Below are 14,793 nucleotides of genomic sequence, written 5' to 3'. Positions count from 1 at the left end.
ATCATTTTCAATATCCTTAAGGTTGTTTCCCTAAAAAAAAATTAAGTTTGTAATAACTGTTGTTACCACAATGGAACAATAGATAATACTGCTTTAAAAGATGTTCTTAATAATAATTATACAGGTATTACTGATGCTACTTATTTAAATTTTACATCAGAAGCAAATCAAACAAATTCATATTTAATTTCTAGTGGAATATACTGAAATTGTTTTAAATACAACTGAAGATAAAAACTCATATTCAATAAAAATTAAATATATTAATGATAAAACTAAAGGTCAGTTTTACATTCATACAAATGCTAAAAATTCTGACGATAATATTAAACCTGAATTAGAAACTGTAAGTATTTACAAATCTGAAAAAATAGTATAACAATTACAGGTTTACAAACTGAAACAAATTCCTTAAATATATACTCTACTTTAGAATCAGTAAATCATTTAAGTCAACAAAAATTAATGTTATTCAATTGCCAAAAATACTCCAATCAAAACAGAAAAATAAATTATGAATAAAGGCTATTTTTGATGTTTCATTTTTTTTTCATATTATTGGATAATAAAACCTCGATTGTTTCGGGGTTTTATTATTTTTATGACCTATGATTTTACAAAAACAATTAGACGATAAAACTATTTTATGGCTTCAACATAACAATCAATATATAATTGTTGATCCTATTGTAGCCGAAATAGCATCACTTTTAAACACGAATAGTTCTATAGAAGAAATTACAACACTTTTATCAAACAAAGTAAACGCACCACTTCAAGAAATAACTCATTTTATTGATGATATTGCTAAGTTATTAATCCCTGAAGTAAAAGATGATGTTAAAAAAACGATTCTAAAAGTAACTGAAAACTTCGAATACAATTATTATTACAAAATGAATAATATTACTATTAAAGTAAGTTATTTATCTGATTTTGAAAAATTATTAGTACATCCGAAATTTGCACATTTAGAAGTACAAGAACCTTTAAATATAAATTATCACTACGAGGTTTATAGTAATGAAACTCACATTTCTTTTTCAATTGATAAAAAAGTTATAAATACTTGGGAATTAAATGAAGTTCATTATTTTCAAGGAAAATTTTCTATGAAAATAGTTGAACATATACATTTAAAAGAAGAAAAAGAATGGCTTGGTGTTTTTCATGCATCAGCAATAAGTAACGGTAAAGAATCTATGCTTTTTTTAGGTGATTCAGGTAACGGAAAAAGTACCTCGTTAGCATTATTACAAGCAAACGATTTTACTTGTTTAGCAGATGATTTTGTTCCTATTGATGCTCAAAAAAAACATATTTATAGTTTTCCTTCGGCTATTTCAATTAAAAAAAATAGTTTAGATACATTACTTCCTATTTACCCTGAGTTAAAAACTTCAGCCGAATTTAATTTTAAAAAACTTAATAAAATTGTTCGATATTTAATACCTAACAATACAAATTATCAACAACATTTACCTTGTAAAGCATTAATTTTTATCAAATATGAAAAAAATAGTGATTTACAAATTGATGAAATTTCTAAGCTAAATGCTTTTCAACAATTAGTTCCTGATTCTTGGTTATCTCCAATTTCTGAAAATGCTGAAAAATTTATGAACTGGTTTGAAAAACTTCCTTGTTATCAACTTACTTATTCTGATAACAAAAAAATGATTGAAACTGTGCATAAAATTTTTAATAATGAACTATAAAGAAACTTTATTTTTTATCGGAAAATGTTTAACTATTACTCATGAAAAAGGTAATCGTATTTTAGTTGAGAAAGAACTGAAAAAAGATACTATAAATTGGGATAACATAGTTAAAATAACTACAGCACATTATGTATTTCCAGCTTTATACTGTAATTTAAAACGTGCTGATTTCCTTCATTATTTACCTCAAGATTTGGTTGAATATATGAAGTATATTTCAGATTTAAATCGAGAACGAAATAAAAAAATTATTACAGAAGCTAAAGAAATTAACACACTATTATTAGCAAATAATATTACACCTATTTTTTTAAAAGGCACAGGGAATTTATTAGAAGGTTTATATGAGGATATTGCTGAAAGGATGGTTGGTGATATTGATATTGTTTTTTCTAAAAATGACTATAATAAAGCGATTGAAATACTGCTTTCTAATAATTATTCTAAAGTACATAAAACAACTTATGATTTCCCTTCATTTAAGCACTACCCGCGTTTACAACAAAAAAATAAAATTGCTGCAATAGAAATTCATAAAGAGCTTCTACTTGAAAAGTACTCAAGAGAGTTTAATTATAATTTTATAAAAAAAGACACATTAGTCATTAATAATGTAAAAACAATGAGCTACCAAAACCAATTAGCGCTATCTATCATTGCTTCACAAATTAATGATAATGGTCAATTTTATAATTCTATATCTTTAAGAAACTCTTATGATGTTTTTTTACTTTCTATAAAAACAGACTCCTTAAAAGCTATTGATAATTTTAATTTATTATTTGATCCTTTAAATAATTTTTTAGCCTGCTCTAAAAAAGTACTTAATTCAAAATTTATAACTTTTGAAAATACCCAAAATACAACCAAGCATCTTAATAATTTTTTATTTTCAATAAAGAACATCAAAAAATCTAATAAAAAAAGAAAAAGAACTGCTAGAAAATTATATCTAAAATCTAGGTTAAGTATTATTCAACAATCTTTTTTTAATAAAGAAATGAGAAGTTGGTTATTCAATAGATTGACGGATATAAATTGGATTAAAGAAAAAATTGGTATCTCTAAATAAAATTCTTAACTTCATCAAAATCTAATCCTCCGTAATTACCAGAACTCATTAATAATAAGGCTGTATTTTCTAAATTTTGATTAAATAAAAACTCTTTAAAATCTGCTGGATTTGTATAAATAATTAAATCATCACGTTCAAAAGCGGTTGCTATTTGTTGCTCTGTAACTTCTTCTAATTGTTTTATTTTTACTGCATCAGGTGAATAAAAAACAACTGCTTTATCAGCTTTAGTTAACGCACCTTTGTATTCTTTTAAAAATTCTGCATTTAAGCTAGAATACGTGTGTAATTCTAAACACGCTAAAACAGTACGTTCTTTATATTGATTTTTTACAGCTGTTGTAGTTGCTTTTACTTTACTTGGGCTGTGAGCAAAATCTTTAAAAATTACCGAATTTTTATTTTCAGCAACTTTTTCTAAACGTTTACTAGCTCCTTTAAAACTAGCAATTGCTTCATAAAACTCATCTTCATCAATTCCCATATGCTGACAAATCCACTTTGCTCCTGCTATATTTTGTAAATTATGTTCTCCAAAAACTTCTAAAGGCAAATCTCCATCTGAAGTATCAATATAAGTAACTCCATTATCAATAAAATATTCAGGAGTTTCATATGGATATTTTTTTATCGGATTAGTAGAGTTTTCTACAATATCTTTTAAAACAGCATCTTCTTCATTATACACCATCATTCCGCCATTTATTAGCGAATCTGTAAAAATCTTAAACTGCTCATTATAGTTTTCAATAGTTGGAAATACATTAATATGATCCCAAGCAATACCACTTAACAAAGCAATATTTGGTTTATATAAATGAAATTTCGGACGCATATCTATTGGCGAACTTAAATACTCATCACCTTCTAAAACAATAAAATCATTTTCTTGGGTTAAATGTACCATCGTTTCAAAACCATCTAACTGAGCTCCTACCATGTAATCAACTTCTCTTTCATGATAGTTCATCACATGTAAAATCATTGAGGTAATAGTTGTTTTTCCGTGAGAACCACCAATAACTACACGAGTTTTATCTTTTGATTGCTCATATAAAAACTCAGGATATGAATAAATTTTAACCCCTAACTCTTGTGCTTTTAACAATTCAGGATTGTCTTTTTTTGCGTGCATTCCTAAAATTATAGCATCTAAATCAGTGGTTATCTTTTCAGAGAACCAACCAAATTCGTTTGGTAATAATCCATATTTTTCTAAACGAGCTTTAGATGGATTATGAATTGTATCGTCACTTCCTGTTACGATATCTCCTTTTTGATGTAGTGCAATTGCTAAATTATGCATTGCACTTCCGCCGATTGCTATAAAATGTACTCTCATTTAAATATTCTAAATTTTATGTAAAGATAATAAACTATGAAAATTCGTTCGTACTATTTCAAAATAATAATTTGAAGCTATTTCCCGCTTTCCGCACTCGCTCTTTTTATTTTTTAAAAAAGAAAAAAACAAAAAGGAGCTCAAACAATTGCTACAATCGGGGCTAGGAATTTTTACTACTTTTCAATGTATTTTAACAACCTTATTACAGCAATTAGCAATACTTTAATAAAAAACCAAAATAATTGGCTCGTTTTTTGTTTGAACAGACTTATCAAATAATTACAATAGTTTCACTATTATTAATTACCTTTAAAGCTAGACTAAATTAAAGAACAATATTAATTTACTTGTACTTTAAATACTATAAAACATCCGTTATGAAAAAAATCACAACACTGTTATTTATGATTATATTTTTCGCTACTACACTAAACGCTCAAGAAAATTACGAAAGTCTTTGGGAAAAAGTAGATAAATTTGAAAACGAAAATTTACCAAAATCAGCTTTAAAAGTAGTAGAAAATATTTACGCTAAAGCGGATGTTTCTAAAAATTCGCCACAAATTATTAAAGCACTGTTTTATAAAAGTAAATTTTCGTTAATTTTAGAAGAAGATGCGCAGTTAAAAATCATCAATCAATTTAAAGTTCATATTGATAAAAGTAGTTTTCCAACAAAAAATGTGTTAGAAAATGTATTGGCAAATTTATATTGGCAATATTTCAATCAAAATAAATGGAAATTTTACAACAGAACAAAAACAAGTGAAAAAGTTGATAATATCGATTTTAGAACTTGGGATTTAGATACACTTTTTGCCGAAATTCACACCTATTATCAGAAATCATTAGAAAATAAAAAAGATTTACAACAAACCGATATTCGTGAGTTTAAAGATATTTTATACATTGTAGAAGGTTCAAAAGAATATCGTCCTAGCTTATTTGATTTTTTAGCACATAACGCTCTTGATTTTTATAAAACATCAGAAACAAATATTACAAAGCCAAATTATCAGTTTAAAATTGATAATTCTGAATTAATAGGCACTGCAAAAAAATTCACTAAAATAAATTTAGTTACAAAAGATGCAATATCACTTCAATTTAATACATTAAAAATTTATCAAGAATTAATTAATTTTCATCTAAAAAACAAAAATTTAAAAGCCTTAGCTACCGTAGATTTAGAGCGTTTAAATTTTGTAAGTAATCATGCTATTTTTAATGATAAACAAAATTTATTTTTACAAACATTAAAATCATCCGAAGAAAAACAGCGAAAAAATGCTACTTCAGGATTATATAGTCATCAAATTGCAGAAATTTATAGACAACAAGCAAATACTTATCAACCTAATAAAAATGAAAATTTTCGTTTTAAAAATAAAGAAGCTTTAACTATTTGTGATGCCGTAATTACGAAATTCCCAAAAAGTGTTGCATCAGAAAAATGTAAAGCTTTAAAAGGACAAATAACAAACAAATCACTGTCACTTTTATCAGAAAAATTTAGTCCTATAAATACAGCTTCTCGATTATTAATTACCTACAATAATATTGATAAACTTTATTTTACCGCTTATAAAATTGACAAAAAGAAAATAACGGAATTAAACAATCTTTACAAGGAAGAAGAACGAATCAATTTTATTAAAAAATTGACTAAAGTAACTTCTTGGAATGATAAATTAAGAAATGAATTCGATTATAAACAGCACACTACAGAAGTAATTATTCCGAAACTTTCGCAAGATAATTATTTAATTGTAGCACATGAAAATAGCATTTTAAACAGTGATAATTTATACGCTACCGCAAATATTCAAGTAAGTAATTTGGTGTTAATTGAAAATACTGATAACAATATAACAAAGTATCAAGTTGTAAACAGAAATACAGGAAAACCAATTGAAAATGCTCAATTATTATTACAAAATAATGAACGTAGAGGCGAAAGAAAATTAGATAAAAAATTAATTACAGATAAAAATGGTTTTGCAACCTATATAAGTAATGATAGATATTATAATGTATCAATAACAGTTACATCGAAAAATGATACTGCTATTTTTGGCAATTATTATTTATATAAACATGAAAAAAATACGGTAAAAAAGAACAAAGAAAACATTACAATAAAACCATTTATTTTTACTGATAGAAGTATTTATCGACCAGGGCAAACGGTTTATTTTAAAACGATTTTAATTCAAAAGAAAGGAGAAAAAAATACCTCTTTTTCAGATTCATATATTGAAGTAACTTTAAATGATGTAAACGGTCAAAAAGTAAAAACCTTAGATTTAAAACTAAATGAATTTGGTTCGGCATCTGGTGAAATTATATTACCAAATACAGGCTTAACAGGTGAATATAATTTTTCTATTCGTAAAAGTTCAAAAGAAAAAAATAGTCTTATAAACGGTATTCCTTTTTACTTTGAACGAGAAAACAATATCAACAATATTTTGGTTGAAGAATACAAACGTCCAAAATTTGAAACCGATTTTAAACCCATTACTCAAACTTTTAAAGTAAACGATAATATTACCGTAAACGGATTTGCAAAAGCTTTTTCTGGCGCAAATGTTACCGATGCTAAAGTTGTATATCGTGTGCATAGAAAAGTTCAATATCCGAGTTGGTGGTATTGGCGTGGTGCTAATTCATCCGTAGAAGCTCAAGAAATTACACACGGAGAAACGGTTACAGATGCATCAGGTAATTTTTCTATTCAATTTAAAGCAATTCCTGATGAAAGTGTTTCTAAAGAAAGTTTACCTGTTTTTAATTACGAAATTACCGCAGATATTACCGATGTAAACGGCGAAACACGAAACACTACAACGATTGTAAAAGTTGGATATCATGCTTTATTGGCATCTTTACAAATTAATTCGACCATAAATAAGGAAGGTAATAAAGACGATAAACAGCAAGAAATAACTATTACAACCAACAATTTAAACGGGCAGTTTACACCTAGTAAAGGAACTGTAAAAATTTATAAGCTTCAAGCACCTAAAAATCCGTTGCGTAAAAGACCTTGGAATACACCTGATTATCAAGATATTTCTGAAAATGAATTCAATAAATTATTTCCGCATGATGCTTATTCTAAAGAAGAAATAAATCAAACTACTTGGAAAAAAGGTGCGCTTGTTTTTGAAGAATCTTTTGATACAGAGAAATCAACAGCACTTATTTTAAATCATCTTAAAAAATGGACTTCAGGAGCTTATATCGCTGTTTTAAATACGACTGATAAATTTAATCAAAAAGTAACCGACAAAGCACATTTTAATATTACGAGTACATCCGAAGAAAAAGTAGCTGATAATCAATTATTTTTTATCAAAACAGATAAAAAAACGTATACTATTGATGAGACTGTTTGTGTACAAATTGGCTCGGCATCAAAAGATATGACCGTAATTGTTGAAATTGAAAAAGATTATAAAACCATTGACACTAAATTTATTCATCTAAATAATGAGGTAAAAAACATTGAAATCCCTGTTCATAAAGATGATATTAAAGGTTTTGCTATCAAATATTATTTTGTGAATTATAATTCTTTTGATACTGGATTATTAAATATTTCAGTAGAAAACGGACAAGAAAATATCAGCATTGAAACAAATACTTTTAGAAATAAATTACAACCTGGAACTACCGAAAAATGGAGTTTCACTATTAAAAATGATAAAAAAAATAAAGTAACGGCGGAAGTTTTAGCAAGTATGTACGATGCTTCTTTAGATGAATTTAAATTTCATAATTGGAAATTTAACCCAATAAGAACAGCTACTTATTATTCTCGTGGAAATTCATCAAGTGCGTATCATAGTTTTGGAAACGAGCATTTTCGAGTTTTTAATAGACATTATTCGAATAATAGTTATTCGAATCAACAATATGATAGGCTAAAATGGTTTGGGTTCCGATTTGGTGAAAATTATCGTCGTAGAACGATGATGATGAAAAGTAGTAGTAGAGGAATGAACATGGATATTTCTGAAAGTGAATCTACAGAAGAAGAAGTTGAAGAAACTGTTATTGAATCAACTGAAACAGATGAAAGTGAACTAACAGAAGTTGAAGATAGTTCTTTTTCTAAAAACAAATCTGATGTAAATGACAAACCAAAAAAAACAGATTTAAAAGGAATTAAAATCCGTAAAAACTTACAAGAAACAGCGTTCTTTTATCCGCATTTAACTACGGATAAAAAAGGAAACATCTCTTTTAGTTTTACGACTCCTGAGGCATTAACCAAATGGAAATTGCAATTATTAGCCCACACAAAAGAAGCTTTATCAGCAACTAAAACACTTACAACCGTAACTCAAAAAGAGTTAATGATTACACCAAATACACCACGATTTTTACGAGAAGGCGACAATATAACTTTGAGTGCTAAAATTTCGAATTTATCCGAAGAAAAACTAAAAGGAGTTTCTCAATTAATTTTAACGGATGCCATTACAGGAAAAGAAATTAACCTGTTAAATAACTCAACTAAAAACCAAAATTTTAGTGTAAATTCAAAAGGAAATACTAATGTTTCTTGGAACTTAGCTATTCCTGATAATATTCAAGCTGTTCAATATAAAATTGTAGCAAAGGCTGGTAATTTTTCTGATGGAGAACAAAATGTGTTGCCTGTTTTATCGAACAGAATGTTGGTTACCGAAACTTTGCCGATGTGGGTACGTTCGAATCAAACAAAAACTTTTACGCTTGATAAATTAAAAAACAATACTTCTACAAGTTTAAAACATCATAAATTAACTTTAGAAATAACTTCAAATCCTGCGTGGTATGCGGTGCAATCTTTGCCGTATTTAATGGAATATCCGTATGAATGTAGCGAACAAACTTTTGCAAGATATTACGCAAATACCTTGGCAAGTTTTATTGCAAATTCAAATCCGAAAATTCAAAAAGTTTTTAATCAATGGAAATCGAGCGATGCGTTGTTATCAAATCTTGAAAAAAATCAAGAATTAAAATCGTTGATTATTCAAGAAACACCTTGGCTTCGTGATGCACAATCGGAAACCGAACAAAAGAAACGTATTGCTTTATTATTCGATTTGAATAAAATGAAAAATGAGCAAGAAAATGCAATCAATAAGCTTCAAAATATGCAAATGAGTAACGGAGGTTTTCCTTGGTTTAAAGGAGGAAATTACGCAAATACTTATATTACGCAGCATATTGCAAGTGGATTTGGACATTTAAAAAAATTAGGCGTATCTAATTTTGATAACAAAACAACACAAGTTTTAGAAAAAGCAATTCGTTTTTTAGATGCTGAAATAGCAATTCAATACGATAATTTACTAAAAGAAGCGGCAAGAATAAAAGCCAAAAAAGGACAAACTGCATCAGAAGAATATCTAAATAAAAATCATTTAAGTTATGCGACTATTCAATATTTATATATGCGTAGTTTTTATCCTGAAATAAATGTTGCATCTAAAACCAAAACAGCAATTTCATATTATAAAAAGCAATCTGCTACTTATTGGAAAGATTATAATTTATACGCACAAGGTCAAATTTCTTTAATTCAATTTAGAAATGATAACAAAACTCTTGCCTCTAAAATTTTAAAATCATTAAAAGAAAACAGTATTACTTCGGATGAATTAGGAATGTATTGGAAAAATAATGTTGCAGGATATTACAATTATCAAGCACCAATTGAAACACAATCTTTGTTAATTGAAGCTTTTTCTGAAATTGAAAACGATACAAAAACAGTTGATAACTTAAAAATATGGTTGCTTAAAAACAAGCAAACAAATCGATGGAAAACAACAAAAGCAACTACCGAAGCCGTTTACGCCTTACTTTTACAAGGTAGCGACTGGCTTTCAATTACCGATATGGTAGATGTGAAAATTGGAAACAATAAAATTGAAGCGTCTAAATTAGAAAATGTAAAAGTAGAAGCTGGTACAGGATATTTTAAAACATCGTGGAATGGCAACGAAATTACACCAAATATGAGCGAAGTTACTATTTCTAAAAAAGGAAAAGGTATTGCTTGGGGAGGTTTATATTGGCAGTATTTTGAAGATTTAGATAAAATTACATCGGCAGAAACTCCGTTAAAATTACGTAAAAATCTATTCAAAAAAATAACTTCGGATACAGGAAAAGAACTTATTAAAATAACCGATAAAACAACCTTAAAAGTTGGCGATTTAATTACCGTAAGAATCGAATTACGCTCTGATAGAAACATGGAATTTGTACACATGAAAGACATGAGAGCTTCAGGAGTTGAACCAATAAATGTACTTTCTCAATATAAATCACAAGACAATTTATATTATTATGAAGCTACAAAAGACGCTTCTACAAATTTCTTTTTCGACCGTTTACCAAAAGGTGTTTTTGTATTCGAATATGATGTTCGTGTAAATAATGCTGGTAATTTTAGCAACGGAATTACAACCATACAAAATATGTATGCACCAGAATTTAGTAGTCATTCAAAAGGAGAAAGAATTATTATAAAATAGTTTGGCATCTAAATTGTTAGGTTATTTATTCTTAAAATTAAAAAAACATGAAAAAATTATTTTTAGCCATTGGCTTTTTAACTTTAGCAACAGTATCTGCAAATGCACAAGATATTTCAGAAAATGCAATTGGTATTCGTTCGGGTGGTAATGGCGGATTTGGAGCAGAAATTTCATATCAAAAAAAATTAAATAACATTAATAGATTAGAAGTTGATTTAGGAATAAGAAAAGGAAATGCTTTTAAAGCCACAGGACTTTATCAATGGGTTTGGAAATTAGAAAATCAATTTAATTGGTTTGCTGGTGCTGGTGGAGGAATTGCTACGGCAAGTGGTGACAGCGCACTATTTGCAGCAGGTACAATTGGGGTAGAATATAATTTTGATATTCCATTAATAGTTTCTTTAGATTTTAGACCAGAACTTGGTTTTGGTAATTTTTACGAAGGTTTTAATTCAGATTTTGGATTAGGTATTCGTTACCAGTTTTAAACATTTTAAATTTTTAAACACAAAAAACCTCCAAATATTGGAGGTTTTTTATTTTATAATTCTCTCTTTTTTATCAAAATTCAAAAAATGATTAGAAGCAATTTCCCGCTTTCCACACTCGCTTTTTTTTGAAAAAAAATCAAAAAAAGAGCTCAAACAATTGCTTCAATCGGGGCTAGGCATTTGTACTATTTTGAATATTACTTTTTATGTAAAATAATTTATTTTATTATTTATAAAAACACGAAACTAATTTTTAATAACAACTCTTGTAGGTGTATCTTTTCCGTTAATTATACTTTCAGTTCCTTTTGCTACGGCTTTAATTGTTTCGGTAATTACGGTCATATTTAAGGTTTCAGCTTCATCAGAAACGTTGTGATAATCTTTATCAACATCAATTGGCGTTGTAGAAAACGTATGTGAAGGAACTCCTAAACGAGCCAAAGAAGCATTATCAGACCTAAAAAATAAATTAAATTTCTCATAAGGGTCAGCAAATAATTGATAACCCGTACCTACTAAATTATTTTGAATAATTTTTCCAAAATCAGAACGTTCAAAACCTGTTAACCAAGCCGTATTTTTCCCAAAACTTGGTGTTTTACCAATCATTTCTAAATTAATTCCTGCTACAAACTTAGTTGCATCAATTTCTTTTCCAAAAAATTCAGAACCGATTAAACCCATTTCTTCCGCAGTAAAACATACAAATAAAATAGTTCTTTCGTTTGTTCCTTTTTTCGCAAAATATTCGGCTAATGTTAATACACCTGTAACTCCTGAAGCATCATCATTTGCACCATTAAAAATTAAATCACCTTCTCCTACTGTTTTTATACCTAAATGGTCGTGATGTGCAGAGATAACTACAATTTCATCTTTTTTACTTTCCCCTTCTAAAACACCAATAATATTACTCATTTTAATTCCTTTATGTGTAAAATTTTGGCGATAAGTCGCTAAATTATCATAGGTTTTTAAACCAATACGCTTAAATTCATTTTCAATATAAATAGTTGCTTTTTCCATACCTGTTGTTCCAGGTTTGCGCCCTTGCATTTCATCCGAAGCCAATGTATATAAGTGCTTTTTAACAACTAAAGAATCAATAATATTTCTTTTATTATTATTTTTAACTGTGGTATTCACAGCTTTACTAGCATCATTTTGCACTGTTTTACAAGACAATAATAAAGCTGGTACAAATGCTGATACGTAAAGTATTCTTTTTATATTATTTTTCATCGGATACAATTTCTAATGTGAATTCTTATTTAATTTAAAAGGTTAAATATAGCCAAATTAATTTCTTAATTTTGTTGAAAACTTACAACGATGGACTTAAAACTTATTCCGAATATAAAACATACTGATGCTAACAATTTTTTCCTTTTAGCAGGTCCTTGTGCTATTGAAAGTGAAGAGATGGCAATGCGAATTGCTGAAAAAGTACTTACAATTACTCATAAATTAGAAATTCCTTATATTTTTAAAGGAAGTTTTAAAAAAGCAAACCGAAGTAGAATTGATAGTTTTACGGGAATTGGTGATGAAAAAGCATTAAAAATATTAAGAAAAGTTTCCGAAACTTTTAATGTTCCTACGGTTACTGATATTCACGAAGTTTCAGATGCTTACAAAGCTGCCGAATATGTTGATGTTTTGCAAATCCCTGCTTTTTTAGTACGTCAAACTGATTTAGTGGTAGCAGCTGCCAAAACAGGTAAAGTAGTTAATTTGAAAAAAGGACAATTTATGAGCCCTGAAGCAATGCAACACGCTGTTAAAAAAGTTCACGATGCAGGAAACGAAAAAGCATGGATTACCGATAGAGGAACTATGTTTGGTTATCAAGATATGATTGTCGATTTTAGAGGAATCCCAACAATGCGTGAATTTGCGCCAACGGTTTTAGATGTAACACATTCGTTACAACAACCCAACCAAACAAGCGGTGTTACTGGCGGAAGACCAGATATGATTGAAACAATCGCAAGAGCTGGAGTCGTAAATAATGTCGATGGATTATTTATTGAAACTCATTTTGACCCTGCAAATGCAAAAAGTGACGGTGCTAATATGTTACATCTTGATTATTTAGAAAAACTATTAACAAACTTAGTCGCAATTAGAAAAACTGTCAATAATTTATAGGCACAATTTTTGATAAATAAAGTTGTTTTAAACTCTTATATGAAGCAACTTTATTTATTTTTAGTATTCGTTATTACTACCGCTACCCTATCAGCTCAAGGTTTTTCAACTGTTGATGCTAAAATAAAAACCTATCCCAAAATAATTACAGCAAGTAAATTAGCCGACAAAATTGCAGCTGATTTTACTTCTGATGATGAAAAAGTAAGAGCCGTATTTAGTTGGCTTGCTTTTAATATTCGATATGATTTAAAGGCATTTTATAATCCTTCTAAAAAAAGAATCAATTTTAGATATAGAAACGAAGCTGAAAAACAAACCAAAATTAACAATATAAAAAATGATATTGTTAAAAAAACAATGTCTAGAAGAAGTGGTGTTTGCGAAGGTTATGCTCAAACATTTAGTAAAATTTGTACGCTTTTAAATATTGAAAATGACGTAATAAAAGGTCATGTTCGAATTTCTTCTAATGATATCGGCAAAGTAAACAACCCTGCCAATCATGCTTGGAATGCTGTAAAAATTAACAATAAATGGCTGTATTTAGATGCTACTTGGGCAGCAGGAGCTGTTAATAATGGACGTTGGCAACGTAGTTTTAATGAATATTATTTTAATATCCCTAAAGAAAAATATTTCCTAACCCACTTTCCTGATGATATATTATGGCAATTACGTGTAAAAAGAATGAGTTTACAAGCATATTTTCAGCAACCGATATATAGTAGTTCTTTTCTTAAAACATCGTATAAATTGATAACGCCTATCAATGGTATCATTACTAAAAAAGCAAATACACCGATTACTTTTATCCTTGAAAATATTACTAAAAATCAATCTATATATTGTGGATTTAAAGGTGTAAAATATGCCCAAAAGCCAAAAATTTCTTTTGAAAAAAATCAGACGATTATAAGTATTCTTCCACCTAAAAATAGCAAAGAAGTTTATTTAATTATTGATAAAGAAGTTATGTTAGAGTTTTTAATAAAATAATATATCATTTTAAATAATGTTTTTTTAGAAGCTATTTCCCGCTTTCCGCACTCGCTTTTTTTATTTTTCAAAAGAAAAAAATAAAAAAGAGCTCAAACAATTGCTTCAATCGGGGCTAAAAACTAATTTCTCGTGTTATAAGCTCCTAATAAAACTTCTACTAAAATAGTAGCTTTTATATCATATCTATAATAATTCTTATTGTTTTAAATATTTAAAAAATAAAAAAGATTAGTTTCTAATTTTTCGTAAAATTTCTTCTAAACCATTTAATTGCATTTCATATACTAAGCCCATCATTTTACCTAATTTCCCATTAGGAAAACCTTTATTTTTATACCAAACAATATAATGTTCTGGCAAATCGACTAAATAATAACTTTTGTATTTACCAAAAGGCATTCTCATTTGGGCTGTATCAATTAAAAACTGTTTATCTGGCAACATATATTTGGATATA

Annotated in this window: 10 protein-coding genes; 7 read left to right on the top strand and 3 right to left on the bottom strand. The window is 28.0% G+C overall.

What is annotated here, in order from left to right; genetic code table 11:
- The first annotated feature begins 193 nt into the window (after positions 1-193).
- From AB0T67_RS11250 to AB0T67_RS11240, 3 genes are all read left to right on the top strand, one after another.
- Entirely contained in the window at positions 194-379 is a 186-nt protein-coding gene (locus AB0T67_RS11250; RefSeq protein ID WP_369220379.1) for a hypothetical protein, read from the top strand.
- 229 nt (positions 380-608) lie between these two features.
- Positions 609-1,718: a phosphoenolpyruvate carboxykinase (ATP) gene (locus tag AB0T67_RS11245; protein WP_369220378.1), complete on the top strand. Its 1,110-nt coding sequence runs from the start codon at positions 609-611 to the stop codon at positions 1,716-1,718.
- Positions 1,708-2,793 (top strand): nucleotidyltransferase family protein, encoded by a 1,086-nt coding sequence (locus tag AB0T67_RS11240; RefSeq protein WP_369220377.1) that lies wholly within the window; start codon positions 1,708-1,710, stop codon positions 2,791-2,793. Before AB0T67_RS11245 ends, AB0T67_RS11240 begins: the two co-directional genes overlap by 11 nt.
- Here the strand turns inward: AB0T67_RS11240 and AB0T67_RS11235 are convergent.
- Positions 2,786-4,138: a UDP-N-acetylmuramate--L-alanine ligase gene (locus AB0T67_RS11235; protein ID WP_369220376.1), complete on the bottom strand. Its 1,353-nt coding sequence runs from the start codon at positions 4,136-4,138 to the stop codon at positions 2,786-2,788. The genes AB0T67_RS11240 and AB0T67_RS11235 overlap by 8 nt on opposite strands.
- A 380-nt stretch (positions 4,139-4,518) precedes the next feature.
- Here AB0T67_RS11235 and AB0T67_RS11230 point away from each other — a divergent pair, with 380 nt between their 5' ends.
- Both AB0T67_RS11230 and AB0T67_RS11225 read left to right on the top strand, forming a co-directional pair.
- Positions 4,519-10,683, top strand: coding sequence for an alpha-2-macroglobulin family protein (locus AB0T67_RS11230; protein ID WP_369220375.1), 6,165 nt, complete (start codon positions 4,519-4,521; stop codon positions 10,681-10,683).
- Positions 10,684-10,730: 47 nt separating this feature from the next.
- Complete coding sequence (locus AB0T67_RS11225) at positions 10,731-11,177, top strand: hypothetical protein (RefSeq protein WP_369220374.1); 447 nt, start codon at positions 10,731-10,733, stop codon at positions 11,175-11,177.
- Between the two features lie 249 nt (positions 11,178-11,426).
- On the opposite strand, the gene AB0T67_RS11220 is transcribed toward AB0T67_RS11225, so the two are convergent.
- Entirely contained in the window at positions 11,427-12,425 is a 999-nt protein-coding gene (locus tag AB0T67_RS11220; RefSeq protein WP_369220373.1) for a M28 family peptidase, read from the bottom strand.
- A gap of 90 nt (positions 12,426-12,515) precedes the next feature.
- Between AB0T67_RS11220 and kdsA the strand changes: the two genes are divergently transcribed.
- Entirely contained in the window at positions 12,516-13,334 is an 819-nt protein-coding gene (gene kdsA, locus AB0T67_RS11215) for a 3-deoxy-8-phosphooctulonate synthase (RefSeq protein WP_369220372.1), read from the top strand.
- A gap of 39 nt (positions 13,335-13,373) precedes the next feature.
- Positions 13,374-14,333 carry a transglutaminase domain-containing protein gene (locus AB0T67_RS11210; RefSeq protein ID WP_369220371.1) on the top strand — a complete coding sequence of 320 codons (960 nt, stop codon included), beginning with the start codon at positions 13,374-13,376 and terminating at the stop codon, positions 14,331-14,333.
- Between the two features lie 231 nt (positions 14,334-14,564).
- Here AB0T67_RS11210 and AB0T67_RS11205 read toward each other — a convergent pair whose 3' ends face one another.
- Complete coding sequence (locus AB0T67_RS11205; RefSeq protein WP_271230477.1) at positions 14,565-14,780, bottom strand: DUF3820 family protein; 216 nt, start codon at positions 14,778-14,780, stop codon at positions 14,565-14,567.
- Positions 14,781-14,793 lie beyond the last annotated feature (13 nt).

The sequence above is a fragment of the Tenacibaculum salmonis genome (assembly GCF_041053065.1).
Taxonomy (GTDB): Bacteria; Bacteroidota; Bacteroidia; order Flavobacteriales; family Flavobacteriaceae; genus Polaribacter; species Polaribacter pacificus_A.
This window is presented reverse-complemented; position numbering and strand designations above follow the sequence as displayed.